The organism is Dactylosporangium sp. NPDC005555, assembly GCF_040605635.1.
GTDB lineage: Bacteria > Actinomycetota > Actinomycetes > Mycobacteriales > Micromonosporaceae > Dactylosporangium.
This window is the reverse complement of the sequence record NZ_JBEXDG010000042.1, coordinates 1-19,874: the sequence shown is the minus strand read 5'-3', so window position 1 is coordinate 19,874 and position 19,874 is coordinate 1. Positions and strand designations below refer to the sequence as shown.

Sequence of the window (19,874 nt, the reverse complement as noted above, 5' to 3'; positions counted from 1 at the left end):
GACACCCGTTGCTGACGGACAGCACGGAGCGTTGCTTGCGCTCCTGGGGCACAATGCGATGCGGAGCCTGGTGAGGAGGTCGCTCGGTGAGTGCACAGGATTATCTGTCGGCGATCGTGTTCGGCGCGGTCATCGGGGTCGTCGCGCGGATTCTGCTGCCGGGACGGCAGCCGATCGGCCTGATTCTCACGGTGCTGATCGGGATGGGTGCCGCCGTGGCCGGGACGTGGGCCGCCGACCGGTGGGACATCAGCAGCGACAAGAGGCTCGTGGTGGGCGGGCACAGCTATGACTGGCTGGTCATCGGCGTGCAGGTGGGCATCGCGGTGGTCGGTGTCGCCATCGCCGCGTTGCTGGCCCGGGCGTTCTCCTCGGACGACGACTGACCGGTCCCGGACGCGGCTGACCGCGTCCGGGACCGGCTCATCTGTCGCCGGCTGCCGCCACCTGCCGCGGTGCCGGCGCGTCCGCTCCGGGCGTGGCCAGATGCCGCTCCAGGGCGTCGACGGCCGCCCGCAGCGACGCCAGCTGCGTCGCGACGGACGTGTCCGCTGTCCGGTCGGCGGGGTCCTCCGGCGGTGGGGGCGGAGTGTCCTGCTCGCGGGCGGCGGTCGCTGTCTGCCGTTCTTCGTGGTGCGCTTCCTGCAGCGCGTTGAGCACGACGCCGACGAGGAGGTTCGTCAGCAGGAAGCAGGCGGCGACCATGTAGGAGACGTAATACAGCACCGCCCATTCGGTGACGTCGCGGCCGGTCTGCAGGGTGTCGGTGATGCCGTCGAGGGACAGCAGCAGGAACAGGGTCAGCATCGCCTGCCCGACCGTGCCGTACCTTTCAGGGTTGGCCTCGGCGAACATCATCCAGCCGAGCATGGCGTACCCGTACAGCAGCAGCACGGTGACGAGCAGGAAGCTGCCCAGACCCGGCAGGCTGCGCCGGATCCCCACGAGGATGACCCGCAGGCTCGGGAAGAGCCGGAACGTCCGCACGATCCGGGCCAGCCGCAGCATGCGCAGCACGGTCACGTTCTCCCGCACCCCCGGCAGCAGCGGCGAGAGCAGGATGAACAGATCGAAGAGGTTCCAGCCGTCCCGGAAGAACACCCGCGGCGCCGGCAGCTGCGCACCGAACCGCACCAGCAGCTCGGCCGCGAAGCACACGATGCAGCCGTACTCGACGACCCGGAGCGCGTCATCGGCGGCGCGCTGCGCGTCGTCGTACGTCTCCAGGCCGAGGACGACCGCGTTGATGATGATCACGGTGAACGAGGCGACGCTGAACCACGGCGCGTCGATCAGCGCGCGGCACGTGGCGGCGATCCGAGCGACCGGCGACAGGATGGTGTTCATTGACGGGCGGGGCTCCCAGGACGGTGACCTTCAACCGGCACGCAGCCTACGACACGATCGACATGTCCGGATCATCGGTCACGCCGTCGCAAGGAGGCACGAATCGCCCGCCGGCCGCGCGAGCCGGACAGCAGGTGGGTCACCCGGGTGCGCCGGGCCGCGATCTCCCAGGCGGCGAACATGATCGCGAACGGCAGCGCCGGCGGCAGCGCCGTGCCGCCCGGTCTTTCCCGCGCTCGTCATGGACCGTACTGTGTCGGAAGGCCGGAAAACGGACCGGCCGGCGCTCCTCGGCGGGAGGCGGCCGGCCGTCGTGGATCCGGTGCGCAGGACAGAATCGGGTGGCCTCGGCGGGCCGCGTCGATGACGGCCGTCATCGTGAGCGAGGAGCACCGCTGTGGGCAACAAGGTCAACCGTCGGCCGGTCGCCGCGTCGCAACGGCGCCGGACCGGTGTCCACTGGGTGTGGCTGGTGCTGGCCCTGGCGGTCGGTGCGTTGCTCGGCGGGCCGATCGGCGCCGCGACGGCCGACCCGCGCTCCGACACCGAACGGTCCATCGACGCGCTCAAGGCCGCCGACGCGAAACGCGACGCGGAGCAGATCGTGGCGCTGACCGATCAGGCCCGCAAGGCCCTTGATGTGCTGACTCCGGTGCTCGACGGGCTCGCCGTCGCGGTCCCGCCCGGCAGCGCCGCACCCGGACCCGACGCTACCGCCCAGCAGGTCGCGGCTTGGCAGGCGGCGGCGGCCAAGGCGGTGGCCGGGTTCGCCGACCCGCCGTCCGCCGGCACCGGGGTCAACGTGGCCCGGTCCGGCTTCGCCGCCGGCGCGCGCACCGTGCAGCAGGCCGTCGTCGCCTACGAACAGGCGCTCGCGACCCCCGCGCCGGGCAAGGCCGCCCAGCTGACCCACGCCGGCCGGCTCCGCGACATCGCCGTCGCGACCTGGGCCGTCGGCGGCACCCAGCTCGACCAGCTCAACGTCGACGCGGGCAACGGTCACGCCCACGTCTTCCTGCCCGCCGTCCCCGGCCAGGGCGCCATGACGTCGGACGGCTCCCCGGAGGGCAAGTAGCTCAGACGCTCGTCAGTGTCGGCTCAACCGGCTGCTCGGCGACCTTCGCCGTCACCTCGGCCGGCATGATGATCCACAGGATCGGGTAGATGAGGATCTGCGTCCCCGGGATCGCCAGCAGGACCAGGCCGAACAGCAGCCGCGCCGGCCACGGGTCGATCCCGAACCGCCGCCCCAGCCCGGCGCAGACCCCGCCGAGCACCCGCCCCTGCTCCGGCCGCACCAGGTCGTGCTGCCGCATCGTGCCGTGAACGGTCTCCATCGCGTCGCTCCTTCCATTCGTGTTCGACCGTTCAACTGTCGCCGCCGGGGAGCCGCCCGGGCATCGGGGAACGCCCCGGGCCACCCCCGGATCCCGGCCACCTACGGGTGCTGACCGGCATCCGACGGTTCCGGGGCGTGACCGTGCGGGCGCGCCGGCGATAGATTGGGCGCCGCGGTTGGTGCTCTGAGGGGGGCCGGATGGACGACGCGGTGTCCGTCGAGCTTGCGCAGCGGTTGCGGGAGGAGCTGCCCACGTTGCTGGACGCCGGCGCCGTGGCCGGCGCCGACGCCGTGCTGGCGGACATCGTCGAGCGGGGGCGGCGCGGCGAGCGGGTCACCGTGCCGCTGCTGACCTACGTGCGTGGCGTCCCCGCACTTCGGCAACGGGCCGGGGAGCTCGTCCCGGCCGACGGTCAGCGGGGTGTGCACCCGCCGCCGGGCGTCGCCCGGGTGCCGCTCGCGCCGCGGTACGTGTGCCCGAACGGCGACTACGAGTACTTCCGCATCGACGTGGCGAGACCGGTCCCCACCTGCCCGCACGACGGTGCCGACCTGGTGGCTGACGGGGCGGCGGCGTGAACCCGTTCGGGCTGACCGTCGGCAACCGGCTCGCCGAGCAGCTCGTGCCGCGGCTGCTGACGCCGGCGTTCGCGTTCTGGGCCGGCGGCCTGCTCGCCCTGTGGACGCCGGCGCGGGGGCACCGGTGGTCGGAGCGGATCGGGGCGCTGTCCGGGGTGGAGCAGGTCGCACTGCTCGCCGCGGCGGTGTCGCTGATCGCCGGGTCGGCGGTCGTCGCCGAGCTGCTGACGCTGCCGGTGCTGCGCCTCCTGGAGGGCTACGGCCCGCTCACCCGCGCACCGCGCCGTTTCCAGCGCCGCCGCTACGAGGACGCCGACGCGCAGCTGCAGGCGTTGTCGGGGCGGGCGTTCCGCGGCGAGCCGGTCGACCCGCTGCGGCTCGCCGCGGCCGAGCAGCGGCTGCACGACTTCCCGGGCGTCGACCGGATCATGCCGACCCGGCTCGGCAACATCCTGCGTGCCGCCGAGGACCGGCCCGCCGAGCGGTACGGGCTCGACCCCGTCATCTGCTGGCCGCACCTGTGGCTCGCCCTGGACAAGGACGTGCAGCTGGAGCTCACCGAGGCCCGCCGGAGCCTGGACGACGCGGCCCGGCTGTGGCTGTGGTTCCTGCTGTTCAGCGCCTGGACGTGGACGGCGTGGTGGGCGCCGCTGGTCTCGGTCGCCGGCTGCGTCGTGACGTACCACGCCGCGATGCTCGGCCGGGCCAGGGCGTACGGGCAGCTGCTGCAGGCGGCGTTCGACCTGCACCGGCACCTGATCTACGCGGCGCTGCGCTGGCCGGTGCCGGAGAGCCCCGACCGGGAACGCGCCGGCGGCGAGGCGGTCACGACCTACCTGTGGCGCGGCATCGCGCCGCCGGGAATGCGGTTCACCAGCTGAAGGAGCGCGCCCCGTGCAGGACGAGGCAGCGGACCGGGCCGTCGCGGCGATGCAGGCACTGACCGGCGAGGACGGCGACCTCGACACCCTCGACGAGGCCCTGCGCACGCTCGGCGGCACACTTGCGACGACCGAGGGCGAGGCACATTGGGACCATTTCCTGGCGCTCGTCGGTGGGATGCGGCTGCGGTACGACCTGAGCGGCGACCCCGGCGACCTCGACGCCATGGTGCGGGCGGTGCGCGACGCGACGGACGCCGCCCCGGATGACTCCCTGCCCGACCTCCGCTTCCACGCGATGAGCGCGCTCTGGGAGCGGTTTCTGCTCGCCGGTGATCCCGCCGACCTCGCCGACGCCGTCGGCAACGCCCGGTGGCTGATGGCGCTGGACATCGACGACGAGCTCATCACCGTCACCGTGCCGAGTGAGCTCGCCGACATGCTCGCGGTGCGCTACAGCTTCACCGGCGATCCGGCCGACCTCGACGAGGCGGTCACACTGCGCCGGCGGATCCTGGCGGCGCTGCCGGCCGGGCACGAGCTGCGGGTGCGGCTGGAGCTCATCCTCGGCAACACGCTGCGGCTGCGGTTCGAGCGCGGGGGCCGGCGCGCCGACCTCGACGAGGCGGTCGCCGTGCTCCAGCAGGCGATGGACGTCGTGCCGGACGACGACCCGGCGCACGACGGCGGCGCCTACGAGCTCAGCGTGGTCCTGGTGAAGCGGTTCCTCGCCGACCGTGCGCTGCCGGACCTCGACGCCGCCGTCGGCCTCGTCCGGGACCTGGACGGCTCACAGTCCCGCAACGCCCTGTCGCAGGCGCTGGGGATCCGCTTCGAGGTGACGGGTGACCCGGCCGACCTCGACGCGGCGGTCGACGCCGGCCGAGACGCCGTCGCGCTGCTGGAGGAGGGCCACCACGACTGGTCCGTGTTCCGCAACAGCCTCGCCGGTCTGCTGCGCACCCGGGCCGCCACCGGCACCCCGGCGGACCTGGACGAGGCGGTCGACCTGCACCGCGAGGCGGTGGCGGCCGCGTCGCCGGAGCACCCGTTCGTGCCGCAGCTGCTGGTGAACCTCGCCCGGACCCTGCGCGCCCGGTCCGCGGCCGGCGACCTCGACGAGGCGGTCGACGCGCTGCGGCTCGCCGCGGCCGTCACAGGTCACCCGCGGCGGGCCGCGTCGCTGACCGAGCTCGGCTGGGCGCTGCTGGCCCGGTACGCGACCGGCGGTGCCCTCGGCGACCTGGCCGAGGCCGTCGCGGTCGGGCGGTCCGCCCTGGACCTGGAACCCGCCGGGTCGCCGGGGCTGCTCGTGCGTGCCCTGACGCAGCGGTACGACGTGACCGCCGACATCGCGGACCTCGACGACGCGATCACGTTGTGGCGGCCGATCGCCGCGGCGCCGGCGGAGCTGCACGGGCTGGGCGGGGTGCTGTGGGCCCGGTTCGAGGCCACCGGCGCCCCCGCCGACCGGGACGAGGCGATCGAGCTGGTCCGCCGGGCCGTCGCCGCCGCGCCGGACGGCCCGGACGCGGTGCGGTTCCGCCTGGAGGCCGGGTCGGCGCTGCGCCGCCGGTTCGCCGCCACGGGCAGGGTCGCGGACCTCGACGAGGCGGTCGAGTGCGTGCGGGGCGCCGCGCGGGTCGACCCGCTCGACGCGGACGTCTGGGCCGCCCTCAGTGATCTGACCATGACCAGGTTCGGCAGCACCGGCCGGCGCGAGGACCTCGACACCGCGGTCGGCGCGGCCGAGGCGGCACTGCGGTTCGGCCCGGACGACGAGGACCTGCTCGCCGAGCGGGTCCAGGCGCTCGCGCACGCGCTGCGGACCCGGTTCGAGCACTTCGGCGACGAGGCGGACCGGGACGCCGCCAGGGTCCTGGAGCGCGACGCCGGCATCGGGACCGACCCGATGGCCGACCTCGTCGGGCCCAGCGACGGCGACGCCTACGCGTACCTGCGCGGCGGCCAGGGCGCGGAACTGCTCGAGCGGGTCCTCGCCGGCGGCGACCCGGCCGTGCTCGACACGGCGATCGGGCTGCTCCAGCAGGCCGTCGACCTGTTCAGCCCCGGCGCGGAGGGCCGGACGGAGTCGATGAGCGACCTCGCCACCGCCCTGTGGTGCCGGTCCGTCACCTTCGGGGACCCCGCCGACCTGGACCGGGCGATCACGGCCGGACGCGCCGCCGTCGCCGGTGGTCCCAGCCCGGCGCGGGTCGGGCTGGCCAACGCGCTGCTCTCCCGGTTCACGCGGTTCGGTGCACTGTCCGATGTGGACGAGTCGGTCGCCGTGGCCCGGTCCGCCGTGGAGGTGGCCGACGACGGCCGGTGGGGGAGCCGGGCGGGGGCGCTGTCGGGGCTCGGGATCGCGCTGCGGCTGCGGTACGCGGTGACGCAGGATCCGGCCGACATCGCCGAGGCCGTCACGGCCGGCCGGGCCGCGGTCGACGCCGCGCAGGACGACCAGCGGGCCATCCCGCTGGCCAACCTGGTCGGCACGCTGCTGCTGCGGTTCGAACGGCACGGTGCGCGGGCCGACCTCGACGAGGCCGTGACCGCCGGGCGGGCCGCGGTGGCCGCGACCGCCGCCGGGCACCCCGACCGTGCGGCGCCGATGGCGAACCTCGCCACCGCGTTGCGGCACCGCGCCGAGTGGACGCGGTCGCCGGCGGACGTGGACGAGGCCGTCGCCGTCGGCCGTGCCGCGGTCGAGGCCACGCCCGCCGGTCACGGCGATCTGCCCATGTACCGGTCCAACCTGGCGCTCGCGCTGCGGCAGCGGTACCTGGCCGGCGGTGACCGCGCCGACCTCGACGGTGCCGTGGCCGCCGCCCGGGCGGCCGTCGCCGGCTTCGCCGAGGACCATCCGGACCGGCCCCGGTACCTGTCGAACCTGACCGTGCACCTGCGGAACCGGTACTTCGACCTCGGCGACCCGGCCGATCTCGCCGAGGCGGTCCGGCTGGGCCGGGAGGCGCTCGCGGCGGCCGGCCCGGCCGGCCCCGAACGGGCGACGCTGCTCACCAACCTCGGCGCGACCCTGGGGGTGGCGGCCACGGCCGGACGCGAACCCGGCGACGCCGACCGGACCGCGCAGGCCGAGGCGGTCGAGCTGGCCAGGGCGGCGGTGGACGTGGCCCTTCCCGGACATCCGAGCCGCCCGATGTACCTGGGGAACCTCGCGACGGCCCTGTACGACACCTTCCTCACCGACGGCGACCCGGCGGCGCTGGACGAGGCGGTCACCCTCGCCCGCGCGGCGGCCGGCGCCGCGGCCCCCGGGCACCAGGACCGGGACCTCCACCTGATCCTGCTCAACAAGGTGCTCCTCGCGAAGATCGTCGAAGGCGCGGGGGAACTCGTCGACGAGGCGGTCGCGGTGGCCCGCGAGGCCCTGGCGGCCGCGCCGACGGCGCACGCCCGCGACGCCCTCGCCGACAGCCTCCAGCGGCGCTTCGCGCGGACGGCGGACCCCACGGACCTCGACGCGGCGCTCGACCTGTGGCGCGCCGTGGCGGGCATGGCGACGGCGACCCCGCAGGAGCGGATCGCCGCCGGGGCCCGGGCCGGTGCCCTCGCGGCCGCGCACGGACAGTGGGACCGGGCCGTCGACGCCTACGCCGTGGCGGTGGCGATGATGCCCTTCGTCGCATGGCGGGGGAGCGTCCGGTCCAGCCGCGAGCGGCTCCTGCGGCGCTGGGCGGGGATCGCCGCGGAGGCGTGCGCCTGCGCGATCGCCGCCGGCCTGCCCGACCGCGCGGTCGAGCTGCTCGAACACGGCCGTGGGGTGCTGTGGTCGCAGCTGCTGGAGACCCGCGCCGACATCACCGCCCTGCGGCAGGCCGCCCCGGCGCTCGCCGCCCGCGTCGATGCGGTCCGTGCCGCCCTGAACCTCGCGGAGGACGGGGCGATCGACCGGCGGATGAATCTCGCCGTGCAGTGGGACGCGCTGGTGCGGCAGGCGAGGGCGCTGCCCGGCTTCGAGGACTTCCTGCGGTCGCCGGGCGTCGAGCGGCTGCGGGCCGCCGCGGCCGGGGGCACCGTCGTGCTCCTCAACGCCGCCGCCGCCCGCTGCGACGCCCTCCTCGTCGGCGCCGACGGGACGCGGGTGATCAGCCTCCCGGGGCTGGACGCCGCCGCCGTCGCCGCGCGGGCCGACGCCTACCTCGCCGCGCTCCTCGCCGTCGAGGCCGGGGACATCTTCGCCGAGCTCGACATCGACGCCACCCTGCGGTGGCTCTGGGACGACGTCGCCGGGCCGGTGCTCGCCGCGCTCCCGCCCGGACACACCCGGGTCTGGTGGTGCCCGACCGGGCCGTTCAGTTTCCTGCCTGTCCACGCGGCCGGCCATCACGACGAGGGCGCCGGGCGGACCGTGCTGGACCGGGTCGTCTCGTCGTACACGCCGACGCTGCGATCGTTGCTGCAGGCCAGGACGGCGGACGCGCCACCGGCGGACAGCAGGATGCTGGTCGTGGCGCTGCCCGCCACGCCGGGCCTGCCGCCGCTGCCGAACGTGACGCGGGAACGTGACCTGCTCACCGCGCTGTTCCCCGCGGCGCGGCGCACGGTGCGGGAAGGGCCGGCGGCGACCCGGGCCGAGGTGCGCGCCGCCCTCGGCCGGCACGCCTGGGCGCACTTCAGCTGCCACGGCGACCAGCAGCTCGGCGACCCGTCGCGCGGCGGGCTCGCGCTGCACGACGGGATGCTCACGATCGCGGAGCTGGCCGGCGACCGGTTCGGCGGCGAGTTCGCGTTCCTGTCGGCGTGCAAGACCGCCGTCGGCGGCGTCCACAACCCGGACGAGGCGATCTCGCTGGTGGCGGCGTTGCAGTACACCGGCTGGCGGCACGTCATCGGGACACTGTGGACGGTGTGGGACGACGCGGCGGCCACCGTCGCCGAGGACGTCTACCGCACCGTCGTCGTGCACGGCGAGCTGCGCCCGGACACCGCCGCCGCGGCCCTGCACGCGGCCACCCGCCGCCGGCGCGACGCCGACCCGGCCAGACCGAGCACCTGGGCGCCGTTCGTCCACATCGGACCCTGAGCCTCGTGGCGCCCGTGCCGTCGCCGGGTGGACACCGACGAGTGGACGGTGCGGCGTCACCTGGACGGCAGGCCCGCCGGGATCGTCGCGCTGTATCACCGGTCCATCGAGCTGGCCGAGCTCGACGACGACGTCGGCCGGGGCGACCACCTGACGGGCTGAGCGGCGAGGTCCGGCTCAGATGGGGAAGTGGCCGCGGCGCCAGTGCCAGTGGCGGCCGGCCTGGAGGTGGTCGATGACGGCGCGCTGGAGGGCGGTGCCGCGCGGGAGCCGGTCGAGGGGTGTGGTCAGGCTGCGGAAGGCGAAGCGCAGCACCTCGACGTCGGGGTCGAGGCCTTCCGGCTCCTCGTAGGGCTCCAGCTCGAAGCGCTGCTGGAACCGGACGATGTTCGAGTCGCCGGGCAGGTATTCCAGCAGCTGCGGGTCGAGCAGCCACGAGCCGCAGGAGAACGCGGTGTAGTGCTCGTCGGGGAAGTGGCGCGGGAAGAACGCGCGGGCCTCGTCGAGCGACGCCGTGACCGCCTCCGCGCTCAGCGGTCCGGCGTCGGGGATGTGCAGGTCGAGGGAGGTCTCGCCGCGCTGGTGCTGCAGCCGGCCCAGCTCGAACAGGCCCCCGCGCGCGTGCAGGGTCAGCCACGCCTGCATGACGGGCCAGCCCTCGCCGCGCATCCGCCGGTCGACCGCGAGGTTGCGGCCCAGGTCCGCGAGGGTCGCCCAGGACACGGCCTCGGCGACGCCGTGGTCGCGGTGGTAGCCCATGACGACGTCGACCAGGGCCAGGTACGCGTACACGTAGAGATGGCGCCAGGCGAGGCCCCGCTCGCGCGGCAGCTCCGGACCGGGCGGCAGCCAGCCGTGCCCACCGAGGTCGGCGCCGACCAGCGCGACCGAACGGTCGAGCAGCCAGCGCAGCTCCGGAGTCCACTGTGGATCGCCGGGATCGGGCCAGCCGGCCATGATCTCCGCGGCGTCGTCCGGCGGCACCGCGAGCCGGTCGAGGATCGCGGGCGCGTCGGCCTTGGCGGGCAGCGGCGCCGACGGCCGGTCACCGGCGAGCCGGTGCACGCGCTCGACGTCCTCGACGGCCACCCCGAGCCGGGCGGCGATGTTGTCCAGATCCACGCGGACGACCCTATCGGTCCGCCGTCACCGTGCGGGGGCCGGTGCGGCCGATGAGGTGCGGACCCGCGCCGGTTGCGATGCGGGCGGGCCCGGGCAGGGGCCCTCATGAGCGCGGCCCGGGCCGTTGAAACTTTCGCCCGCCGACCGCTCGACCAAGGCGCCCAGCTTGACGAAAAGGTTTTCGGTCTGCATCGTGACGCTCGCTCTATCGGAATCGATGGATGGGAGGAGTGGGATGATGCGACAAGGGCTTCGCGGGCTCCTGGTCGGGACCCTCACGGCCGGGCTCGCCGCGACCGGAGCGGTGGTCGCCACGACGGCCAGCGCCGCCGCTGCCGGCTGCCGGGTGACGTACACGATCAGCTCGCAGTGGCAGGGCGGCTTCGGCGCGAGCGTGGCGGTCACCAACCTCGGTGACGCGATCAACGGCTGGACGCTGACCTGGAGCTTCGCCAACGGTCAGACCGTCACCCAGGCGTGGGGCGCCACGGTGACGCAGAACGGCGCCGCGGTGTCGGCGGTCAACGCCGGCTACAACGGCGCGGTGGGCACCGGTGCCAGTGCCTCGTTCGGCTTCAACGGCGCCTGGACCGGCACGAACACGGTGCCCACGGCGTTCCGGCTCAACAACGTGCTCTGCACCGGCACCGTCGGCCCGAGCGCGAGCGCCTCACCGACGAGGTCACCGTCGCCCAGCGCCTCACCGACGAGGTCGTCGTCGCCCAGTGCCTCGCAGTCACCGTCGGGGCCGGTCAACAAGACCGTGCGGGTCTTCTGGCTCAAGCCCACCGATGTGGCGTACGACCAGCGCTACCCCGACGGCATCGCCAACGTGATGCGCGAGGCGCAGCGCTACTACCGCCAGGAGCTCGGCAAGACCTTCGCGCTCAACAGCACGGTGGTCGAGACGGTCAACGGCGAGCACGACACCACCTGGTACATCAACACCAACTGCTCGCCGACCGGCGACCGGTACTGGTGCGTGGTGTTCAACATGCAGGCGGAGCTGCGCCGCCGCTTCAACCTCGGCAACCCCGACAGCCGCTGGCTGATCGTCGGCGAGATCAGCGCCGAGGACCCCGGCAAGTCCGGCGGCGGCGCGAGCCCCGGCTGGCTCCTGCTCAGCGGCCACGACGCCGACGGCGGCGCCGGCATCAACGGCCCGATGAACCGCTGGTACGGCGGCATGGTGCACGAGCTCGGGCACGGCTTCGGCCTGCCGGACTCGACGTCCACGGACGGCACCCCGATGTCGGCGTCCTTCTACAGCTACCCGAACACGCACTTCAGCCAGGCCCAGAAGAACGCGATCCTGGCCGGTCCGTACGGCAGCTTCCTGTCCTGACCGCCGTGGCCGGTTGTCCGGCGTTGTTTGTCCGGCGCCCGCGGGCCTTCCGGACAACGCCGCACCTGTCCACGGTGGACCCAGCGGACAGCAACGAAGGGAGCGGCGATGCGTCCAGGAATCGCAGGCAACGCCAACGTGGGCGGCAGCGGACGGCGTCATCCGTGGCGGTACAGGGCCTAACAGAAGGCCGACCATGACCGCCGGCCCTCGCGCACCTCTTCGCGCGAGGGCCGGCTCCGATCGGTGGAGGCGTCAGCTTGCCGACAAGACGCTGGACGTCACCCCCGGTCCGGGAGGACCTTACTCGCAGTGACGGGAGGTGTTCCGATGCGTCCACTATCCAATGAGACGTGGGCCAGGTCGTACCGCTACGTGCGCATCGCCATGGTCGCGCTGCTGGTCGGCCTCGGCGTATCGGTGATCTACCAGACCGGCGAGCAGGGCTGGCACCTGCTGTCGTCGGTGAGCGCCTACTACTACACCCCGGCGCAGAGCCTCTTCGTCGGTTCGCTGATCGGTCTCGGCGCGTTCATGATCGCGCTGCGCGGCACGACCGACCCCGAGGACGTCCTGCTCAACCTCGGCGGCATGTTCGCGGCCGTGGTCGCCATCGTCCCCACCGCGCGGGACAAGGACTTCCGCACCGCGGTCCGCCTGTGCGACGTCGCCACCGACAAGCTGCCCGACGGGGTGGACTGCCTGTCGGTGCGGTCCCTGGAGGCCGCCGCCCGCGCGAACGTGGAGAACAACATGTTCGCCCTGCTGGTCCTCGGCGGCCTCGGCATCCTGGCCACCCTCGCGATCGTGGTGAAGGAGGGGCGGCACGGTCGCTCGACGTGGCTGGGCATGCTCGTGGCGCTGCTGGTGTACGGCTCGGCGCTGGGCTCCTTCGTCGCCGCCGAGGACCGGTTCATCGACTATGCGCACTACGTCGCCGCGCTCGGCCTGTTCGCCTGCATCCTGGCGGTCGTCGTCATCAACGCCCGCCGGCACCAGCGGGAACGCGCCCCGGCCGGGGAGCAGTCAACCGCCGCGCTGCCGCGCAACCGGTACAGCATCATCGCCCTGGTGCTGATCGGCGCCACCGCGGTCCTGCTCGTGCTGTGGCTGACCGGCGTCGTCACGCTCTTCTGGCTGGAGATCATCGTCGCCGGGCTGTTCGCCGTGTTCTGGACGGTGCAGACCTTCGAGCAGACCCCCGCCGAGACCCGGCCCGTGACAGCGCCGGGTGACGGTCAGCGGGCGCCGGCGTAGCCGAGCCGCCCCTTGTCCGGCGTGCCGTCCAGCGCGATCATCGTCTCGTCGACGAGGGCCTGGTCGTCGGCGTCGAGGCCGGTCACCGCCGCGGCCAGCTCGCCGTTGACCGCGGCGACGGCCTTGGCGAGGCCCTTGCCGTGGAAGCGCGCGGGATCGCCGTCGCGCAGTTCGACGGCCTCGTGGGCGCCCGCGCAGCGCGACGCGCTCAACACCCGCCGCGACGCCGCCACCACCCGCGTCGCGACCGGCGCGCCGTCACCGGGCACGGACCCGGCCGCCCTGGTCGGCCGCCGCCTGCCTTCGCTGGCACCTTCACCGCCGCCGACATGACCCTCTACGAACGGCTCACCCTCGTCGTGCTCGACGACGTCGTCGAGCACGTCTTCCACCCGATCCCCGAACCCGCCGCCCACCCCCTCGCCGTCCTGCGGTGGCTCGCTCAGGCGGCGAAGACGCGGGCGTAGATGTCGTCGATGACGTCGTTCTTCGCGAGGCTGTAGTCGCCCGGGTTCGCAGCCGTCTCCCCGGCGAGCCGGTACTTGACCGACGCGTACAGCCGCAGATCGTCAGGGCGGGTGCGCAGCCAGTCGCGGAAGAGCTTGTGCCGCACCGGCTCCGGGGCGTCCTGCGGCCACACGTGCAGGTGGACGTCGGCGGCGGCGCTGACCAGCATCCGGTGCCCGTGCCACCACGGCTCGCGCAGCACGAGCACGTAGCCGGCGGCGGTCAGGGCCGGGACGTAGGCGGACTCGTCGGCGGTGTCCGCGATGAGCAGGTCGATGTCGATGACCGGCTTGGCGGCCAGTCCCGGCACCGACGTGGAGCCCACGTGCTCCAGGCCGGCGACGAGGTCGCCGAGGACGGCGCGGATCGCGGCGCTCACCGCCGCGTACCTGTCCGGCCACGCCGGGTCGTACGGGTGCAGCACGATCGGGCCGGGAGGCTTCGGCCACTCGCCGACGACGCCTGCGTGCAGCTGTTCCGGGGTGCCGTGGAAGCGCCGGGTGACTTCCGGTGGGTACTCGACCATCGTGACCTCCGTCCGAAGCAAAGTTGGCCAGAATACGCAGCGGTCCCGCGCGTTGTCCACAGGCCGGCGGTTGCCAGGTGGCGCAGGGCGGCCGGCAGGGGCGGCACCCGCAGGGCGCCGGCGCAGGCGTCGAGCTGCCCGCATGGGCGGCCGTCCTGCCGTCCGCCGCGCCGATCGTCGAACGCGACTCCGGCGACCGGTCAGTCGTCGGGGGCGACGAGGCCGCTGCGGTACGCGAGGATGACCGCCTGCACCCGGTCGCGCAGGTCGAGCTTGGTGAAGATCCGCGACACGTACGTCTTCACGGTCTCGGCGCTGATCACGAGCGCGGCGGCTATCTCGGCGTTGGAGCGGCCCTGCGCGATGAGCCGCAGGACCTCCAGCTCGCGCGGGGCGAGCGTGCCGACCCGCTGGTCCCGGTGCGGGCCGGGTCGGACCCGCCCGGCGTAGCGGCCGATGAGCTGCCGTGTCACCTGGGGTGCGAGCAGCGTGTCGCCGGCCGCGACGGCCCGTACGCCGTCGACGAGCTGCGCCGGTTGCGTGTCCTTGAGCAGGAAGCCGCTCGCGCCGGCCTTGAGCGCCTCGTACACGTACTCGTCGAGGTTGAACGTCGTCACGACCAGCACCTTGACCGGGTCCGGCACGCCGGGACCGGCGAGCTGCCGGGTCGCCTCGATGCCGTCGAGCACCGGCATCCGCACGTCCATGACGACGACGTCGGGCCGCTCGCGGCGGGCGAGCCGGACCGCCTCGGCGCCGTCGGCGGCCTGGCCGACCACGGTCAGTCCGGGCTGCGCCGCGAAGATGGTGGCGTACCCGGTGCGCACCAGCGCCTGGTCGTCGCAGACCGCGACCCGGATCGTGCCGCTCAATCGCCGTCTCCCAACGGAATCGTGCCCCGCACCACGAACCGGCCCGCGTGGGCACCGGCGGTCAGTTCGCCGCCGAACACGGCGAGGCGTTCACGGAGGCCGGTGAGCCCCCGCCCACCGTCCACCGTGGATGGTACGCGCGGCGCCGGCACGCTCTCGGTGCTCACACAGACCTCGATCGTGGCGGTGCCGTACCGCACGTCGACGCGGGTCGGCCGGCCCGGCGCGTGTTTGAGCGCATTCGTGAGGCCTTCCTGGACCAGCCGGTAGGCGGCCAGCTCCGGCCCGCCGCGGACCGGCCGCGCGGTGCCCGACTCCTCCAGGTCGACCGGCTGCCCGGCGGCCCGGGTCCGCTCCACCAGGTCGCGGATCCCACCCGGCACCGGGCGGCGGTCGTCGGTGGTCGGGCGCCCGGCCGGGTCCAGCACACCCAGCAGGTGCCGCAGCTCGCTGAGCGCGTGCCGCCCGGTGTCGCTGATCGCGTCGAGGCCGGCGGCCACCTCGTGCGAGGCCGGGTCGAGCAGGAACTTCGCCGCGTCCGCCTGCACGACCATCGCCGTGACGTGGTGGGTCACGACGTCGTGCAGCTCACGGGCGAGGCGGGCGCGTTCCTCGGCGAGCGTCTCCACCGCCGTCCGCTCGCGCCGCTCGGCCTCGAGCTGCCGCTGCCGGCGCATCCACGCGCCGCCCGCCCAGCACGCGCACAGCGTGACGTAGAACGTGGTGAAGCCGAACCAGCCCTCCGCCGAGCCGGCGGCGGCCAGCCCGGCGGCCAGCGCGGCGTACCCGGCCGTCGCCACGACCGCCAGCCGCCGCCGCGCCCTGGCCGCGTCCACCCGCCCGCCCGCGTACGCCCCGGCGCTGTAGAGCGCGATGAGCAGCGCCTGGCCGGCGAAGGTGGAGTACCCGCGCAGCTGCTGCACCGCGAAGCCGGCCTCCACGACCAGCAGGCACAGCGCGGGCAGCCGGCGCCGCACCGCGAGCGGCAGGCACTGCGCGGCGACGGCGACGACGGCGAGTGCGTCGGCCGGGCGGACCGGCAGCTCGCCGACCCCGGTGCTGTACCTCGTCAGCGGCGGCAGCAGCGCGACCGCGAGCAACGCCCCGGCCAGCACCCCGTCCCGGGCGACGACCGGCAGTGCGTGCCACCGGCCCAGCACGCGCGCCGCCCGGCCACCGGAGCCGGCCCCCATACGCATGCCGTGGAGCCTAACGACCGTCGGCCGGCAGCGGCGCGACCGGCGTGACCGGCGCGTCCCGGCGCCGCGCGAGGAGCAGGAGGACGACGGTCGCGGCCGCGCCGAACACGACGGACACGATGCTCGCCTCCGGCCCGAACGCGCCGCCGCTCACCACGTCGGAGCCCTGCGCGACGCCGCGCAGCAGGCCGGCCGGGCCGCCCTCGGTGCCGGAGACGGTCGTGCCGAACAGCCCGGCCTCGGCGAAGTTCCAGCCGAAGTGCAGCCCGATCGGCAGCCACAGCGAACGTGTGACGAGGAACGCGCTGCCGAGCATCAGTCCGGCCTCGACGGCGATCGCGGTCGCGCCCCACAGCGTCGCACCCGGGTTGAACAGGTGCAGGCCGCCGAAGAGGACCGCGGACACGACGAGCGCGACCGGCGCGCCGAAGCGTTCGAGCAGCAGCCGGAACAGCACGCCCCGGAACAGCAGCTCCTCGGCCACCGCGGCGACCGCCATCACACCGGCCAGCGTCACGGCGCCGCCGGCCGACCCCCAGCCGTCGACCCGGTAGCCGCCGAACAGGGCGATGACCGCGATTACGGCCGTGAACAGCCCGACGCCGGCCGCGACGCCGGCCCCGGTCTCCGGCACGGCCCGCGCCCGGCGCAGCTCGGCGACCGGCCGGCGTTCGAGCCGGCGGACCGCCATGACGTAGGCCGCCAGCGCCAGGCCCGAGTACCCGAGGCCGGCCAGCAGCGCAGCCGGCGGCGACCCGTCCGCCGCGCCGACGACCAGCTGACCGAGCACGAGCACGGCCAGGAACACCACGAGCAGGACCGGCAACCTGATCCAGAACGACATCTTCGTCTCCTTCGCTTCCGCGTACCCGGTCAACGCTAGGGAAATCGAGGGGTGTCAGCGTCACCGTGCGGTGGGCATCGCTTGTGGCTCGCACGGGGGACAACCCGTCCCGGTTCCGCCACGGGCGGCAGACCTTGACCAGTACAGTCCGGACGGAGGGGCGACCTCTGCGAAGGAGGCACCCGATGGCGGGCAGCGTGCAGAAGGCCCACGACACCGCGCGGCTGGCGCTGGTCGTGGGCGCGCTCGGCGTCGTCTTCGGTGACATCGGGACCAGCCCGATCTACACCCTGCAGACCGTGTTCGCGCCGAGCGACCCGCATCCCGTGCCGGTCAGCGCGGAGAACGTCTACGGTGTCGTGTCGCTGGTGTTCTGGTCCGTGATGACCATCGTGACCGTCACCTACGTGCTCCTCGCGATGCGCGCCGACAACGACGGCGAGGGCGGCATCATGGCGCTGATCACGCTGCTGCGCCGGTGGGGCGGGCAGCGCGGCCGGCGGACCGCGGCGGTGCTGGCCGCGCTCGGCATCTTCGGCGCGGCGCTGTTCCTCGGCGACAGCATGATCACCCCGGCGATCTCCGTGCTGTCCGCGGTCGAGGGCATCAAGACGGTCGAGCCGTCCCTCGCCGAGGCGGTGGTGCCGGTCACCGCCGCCATCATCATCGTGCTGTTCCTGGTCCAGCGGCGCGGCACCGCCGCCGTCGGCCGGGTCTTCGGGCCGGTGATGATCCTGTGGTTCGTCGTCATCGGCGGGACCGGGATCGCCGGCATCGCGCGGGACCCCGGCATCCTGCGGGCGCTCTCGCCGACCTATGCGATCGGGTTCCTGTCCGGGCACTTCGGCGTGGCCTTCTTCTCCCTCGCCGCCGTGGTACTCGCCGTCACCGGCGCCGAGGCGCTGTACGCCGACATGGGGCACTTCGGCCGGCGCGCCATCACCCGGGGCTGGCTGTGGCTGGTCTTTCCCGCGTGCGTGCTGAGCTACCTCGGCCAGGGGGCGCTCATCCTCGAGGACCCGGCCAACATCGAGGGCCCTTTCTTCCTGCTCGTCCCGGAGTGGGCGCGGCTGCCCCTCGTCGTCCTCGCCACCGCGGCCACCGTCATCGCCGCCCAGGCCGTGATCACCGGTGCGTACTCCGTCGCCGCCCAGGCCGCCGAGCTGGGCTACCTGCCGCGGCTGCGGGTCGTGCACACCTCGGAGTCGCGGATCGGGCAGATCTACGTCCCGTGGATCAACTGGCTGCTCCTGGTCTCGGTCCTCACGCTCATCTTCGCGTTCCGCAGCTCCGCCGCGCTGGCGTTCGCGTTCGGCATGGCGGTCACCGGCACGATCACCATCACCACGCTGATGTTCTTCTACATCGCCGCCCGGAAGTGGCGCACGCCACGATGGCTGCTCATCGGCGGCGCGGCCGTGCTGCTCGCCGTCGACCTGCTGTTCGTGGCGGCCAACCTCACCAAGTTCGTGCACGGCGCCTGGCTGCCGCTGCTCATCGGCCTCACCGCGTTCACCGTCATGACGACATGGCAGAAGGGTCGGCGGATCGTCACCGCCGAGCGGCAGCGGCAGGAGGGCTCGCTGCGCGAGTTCATCGACGGGCTGCACGGCGGCCGCCCGCGGCTGACGCAGGTGCCCGGCACCGCGGTCTTCCTCAACCGCGGCAAGGAGACGACGCCACTGGCGATGCGCGCCAACGTGGAGCACAACCATGTGCGGCACGAGCACGTGCTCATCCTCGCGCTGGTGACCGAGCCCGTCCCGCGCGTCCCACCGGCCGAGCGGATCGCTGTCGACCACCTCGGCTACGCCGACGACGGCATCATCCACGTGACGGTCCGGTTCGGGTACATGGACACCCCGGACGTGCCGGCCGCGCTGCGGCTGCTCGACCCGGCCGCCACCGAGGGCCGCATCCAGCTGGACACCGCGTCGTACTTCCTGTCGAAGATCGACCTGCGCCGCGGCGACCGGCCGAGCATGCCCGGCTGGCGCAAACGCCTGTTCATCGCCACCTCGTACATCACCGCGGACGCCGTCGAGCACTTCGGCCTGCCCCGCGACCGCACCGTCATCATGGGCTCCCACATCGAAGTCTGAAGTTGGCTCTTGCCAGGTGGCGAACGCGCGCCGCCTGGTCGCGCTGCTCCGCACCGGTCTGACGGTCCAGAACACTGACGACGGCGTGCGGTAGCGTGCCGGCGTGTTCATCCACTCCGTGTATTTCACGTTGCGCCCCGACCTCACGCCCGCCGAGCACGAGCGGTTCCTGGCCGGCGCCCGCAGCCTGCTGACCATCGGGACCGTCGTCGACGGCCACCTCGGCCGCCCCGCGGCGACCGATCGGCCGGTCATCGACCGCGCCTACTCCTACGCCCTGGTGGTCACCTTCACCGACCAGGCGGCGCACGACGCCTACCAGGTCGACCCGGTCCACGACACCTTCCGGGACGAGTGCGCCACCCTCTGGTCCGAGGTCCGCATCTTCGACGTGGACACCGCCGCGACCACCTGACCGCCGGAGCCGCTCTCCGAGGCGGCGCTGTTCTTCGAGGCGGCGCTGTTCTTCGAGGCGGCGCTGTTCTTCGAGGCGGCGCTGTTCTTCGAGGCGGCGCCACTCATGGCGTCGCGCCGCTGGGTCGTGTCCACGTTGTTGGCGTGCGAGTGGCGTCTTCCCTCACCCCCACACCACGCCCCGAAATCGTCATGCTGTCGAGCCGCCGACCCGAAGATCACCATTCGGACCGTGGTACCCCTCGGTCCAGCAATCGATGTCTGACTATCTTCCGTGATCCGGAAGACTTCGTATAGCCAGAGGTGCACAAAGCCTTCCGGATCACGGAAAGCGGCCAGCCCATCCGACGGCTGGGCGATGTAACTCATGATCCGGAAGAGTTGTTGTCGCCAGAGCTTGACGTTTAACCCGTGTGCTGTTTGTGCGCCGTTACCGTCAGTTCCCGTTTGGTGAGTTTGCCGACGTCGTGGCGGGGTGCTGGTTGTCGGT

At 73.7% G+C, this 19,874-nt stretch carries 18 protein-coding genes and 1 pseudogene; 11 read left to right on the top strand and 8 right to left on the bottom strand.

Annotated elements, in window-relative coordinates; all coding sequences use genetic code 11:
• Positions 1 to 86 precede the first annotated feature (86 nt).
• On the top strand, positions 87 to 386 hold the full coding sequence (locus tag ABZS58_RS35090) for a GlsB/YeaQ/YmgE family stress response membrane protein (RefSeq protein WP_354787563.1): 300 nt from the start codon (positions 87 to 89) through the stop codon (positions 384 to 386).
• A 37-nt stretch (positions 387 to 423) separates the two neighbouring features.
• Here the strand turns inward: ABZS58_RS35090 and ABZS58_RS35085 are convergent, their stop codons facing one another.
• Positions 424 to 1,347, bottom strand: coding sequence for an ion transporter (locus ABZS58_RS35085; RefSeq protein ID WP_354787562.1), 924 nt, complete (start codon positions 1,345 to 1,347; stop codon positions 424 to 426).
• A 397-nt stretch (positions 1,348 to 1,744) separates the two neighbouring features.
• On the opposite strand from ABZS58_RS35085, the gene ABZS58_RS35080 reads away from it, so the two are divergent.
• Positions 1,745 to 2,422, top strand: coding sequence for a hypothetical protein (locus tag ABZS58_RS35080; RefSeq protein ID WP_354787561.1), 678 nt, complete (start codon positions 1,745 to 1,747; stop codon positions 2,420 to 2,422).
• Between the two features lies 1 nt (position 2,423).
• Here the strand turns inward: ABZS58_RS35080 and ABZS58_RS35075 are convergent, their stop codons facing one another.
• Positions 2,424 to 2,684, bottom strand: a complete 261-nt coding sequence (locus tag ABZS58_RS35075; RefSeq protein ID WP_354787560.1) for a PspC domain-containing protein — start codon at positions 2,682 to 2,684, stop codon at positions 2,424 to 2,426.
• 200 nt (positions 2,685 to 2,884) lie between these two features.
• Here ABZS58_RS35075 and ABZS58_RS35070 point away from each other — a divergent pair, with 200 nt between their 5' ends.
• Genes ABZS58_RS35070 through ABZS58_RS35055 form a run of 4 tightly spaced genes read left to right on the top strand, consistent with a single transcriptional unit; the run spans position 2,885 to position 9,358 of the window.
• Entirely contained in the window at positions 2,885 to 3,265 is a 381-nt protein-coding gene (locus ABZS58_RS35070) for a hypothetical protein (RefSeq protein ID WP_354787559.1), read from the top strand.
• Positions 3,262 to 4,146, top strand: a complete 885-nt coding sequence (locus ABZS58_RS35065) for a hypothetical protein (protein WP_354787558.1) — start codon at positions 3,262 to 3,264, stop codon at positions 4,144 to 4,146. Before ABZS58_RS35070 ends, ABZS58_RS35065 begins: the two co-directional genes overlap by 4 nt.
• A gap of 13 nt (positions 4,147 to 4,159) precedes the next feature.
• Positions 4,160 to 9,196 carry a CHAT domain-containing tetratricopeptide repeat protein gene (locus tag ABZS58_RS35060; protein WP_354787557.1) on the top strand — a complete coding sequence of 1,679 codons (5,037 nt, stop codon included), beginning with the start codon at positions 4,160 to 4,162 and terminating at the stop codon, positions 9,194 to 9,196.
• Between the two features lie 27 nt (positions 9,197 to 9,223).
• A complete protein-coding gene (locus tag ABZS58_RS35055; RefSeq protein WP_354787556.1) occupies positions 9,224 to 9,358 on the top strand; it encodes a hypothetical protein in 135 nt (44 codons plus the stop codon).
• 15 nt (positions 9,359 to 9,373) lie between these two features.
• On the opposite strand, the gene ABZS58_RS35050 is transcribed toward ABZS58_RS35055, so the two are convergent.
• Positions 9,374 to 10,318, bottom strand: a complete 945-nt coding sequence (locus ABZS58_RS35050; protein WP_354787555.1) for an acyltransferase domain-containing protein — start codon at positions 10,316 to 10,318, stop codon at positions 9,374 to 9,376.
• Positions 10,319 to 10,553: 235 nt separating this feature from the next.
• Here ABZS58_RS35050 and ABZS58_RS35045 point away from each other — a divergent pair, with 235 nt between their 5' ends.
• Both ABZS58_RS35045 and ABZS58_RS35040 read left to right on the top strand, forming a co-directional pair.
• Positions 10,554 to 11,663 (top strand): cellulose binding domain-containing protein, encoded by a 1,110-nt coding sequence (locus ABZS58_RS35045; RefSeq protein WP_354787554.1) that lies wholly within the window; start codon positions 10,554 to 10,556, stop codon positions 11,661 to 11,663.
• 330 nt (positions 11,664 to 11,993) lie between these two features.
• Positions 11,994 to 12,920 carry a hypothetical protein gene (locus ABZS58_RS35040; protein WP_354787553.1) on the top strand — a complete coding sequence of 309 codons (927 nt, stop codon included), beginning with the start codon at positions 11,994 to 11,996 and terminating at the stop codon, positions 12,918 to 12,920.
• Between the two features lie 11 nt (positions 12,921 to 12,931).
• Here the strand turns inward: ABZS58_RS35040 and eno are convergent.
• A pseudogene (eno, locus tag ABZS58_RS35035) lies at positions 12,932 to 13,156 on the bottom strand (phosphopyruvate hydratase); the annotation flags it as partial.
• 93 nt (positions 13,157 to 13,249) lie between these two features.
• Between eno and ABZS58_RS35030 the strand changes: the two are divergent.
• Positions 13,250 to 13,387: a hypothetical protein gene (locus ABZS58_RS35030; RefSeq protein ID WP_354787552.1), complete on the top strand. Its 138-nt coding sequence runs from the start codon at positions 13,250 to 13,252 to the stop codon at positions 13,385 to 13,387.
• Here ABZS58_RS35030 and ABZS58_RS35025 read toward each other — a convergent pair.
• The 4 genes from ABZS58_RS35025 to ABZS58_RS35010 form a co-directional block, all read right to left on the bottom strand.
• Positions 13,363 to 13,953, bottom strand: coding sequence for a GrpB family protein (locus tag ABZS58_RS35025; RefSeq protein WP_354787551.1), 591 nt, complete (start codon positions 13,951 to 13,953; stop codon positions 13,363 to 13,365). The two genes, ABZS58_RS35030 and ABZS58_RS35025, sit on opposite strands and share 25 nt — an antisense overlap.
• Before the next feature lie 200 nt (positions 13,954 to 14,153).
• Positions 14,154 to 14,825: a response regulator transcription factor gene (locus tag ABZS58_RS35020; protein WP_354787550.1), complete on the bottom strand. Its 672-nt coding sequence runs from the start codon at positions 14,823 to 14,825 to the stop codon at positions 14,154 to 14,156.
• The gene (locus ABZS58_RS35015; protein WP_354787549.1) at positions 14,822 to 16,024 is read right to left on the bottom strand and encodes a histidine kinase; all 1,203 of its coding nucleotides are present in this window, start codon (positions 16,022 to 16,024) and stop codon (positions 14,822 to 14,824) included. The genes ABZS58_RS35020 and ABZS58_RS35015 overlap by 4 nt, the downstream gene beginning before the upstream one ends.
• A gap of 10 nt (positions 16,025 to 16,034) precedes the next feature.
• Positions 16,035 to 16,868, bottom strand: a complete 834-nt coding sequence (locus tag ABZS58_RS35010; protein WP_354787548.1) for a CPBP family intramembrane glutamic endopeptidase — start codon at positions 16,866 to 16,868, stop codon at positions 16,035 to 16,037.
• A gap of 185 nt (positions 16,869 to 17,053) precedes the next feature.
• On the opposite strand from ABZS58_RS35010, the gene ABZS58_RS35005 reads away from it, so the two are divergent.
• Complete coding sequence (locus tag ABZS58_RS35005) at positions 17,054 to 18,970, top strand: potassium transporter Kup (protein ID WP_354787547.1); 1,917 nt, start codon at positions 17,054 to 17,056, stop codon at positions 18,968 to 18,970.
• A 103-nt stretch (positions 18,971 to 19,073) separates the two neighbouring features.
• Complete coding sequence (locus ABZS58_RS35000) at positions 19,074 to 19,385, top strand: Dabb family protein (protein ID WP_354787546.1); 312 nt, start codon at positions 19,074 to 19,076, stop codon at positions 19,383 to 19,385.
• Positions 19,386 to 19,874: the final 489 nt, after the last annotated feature.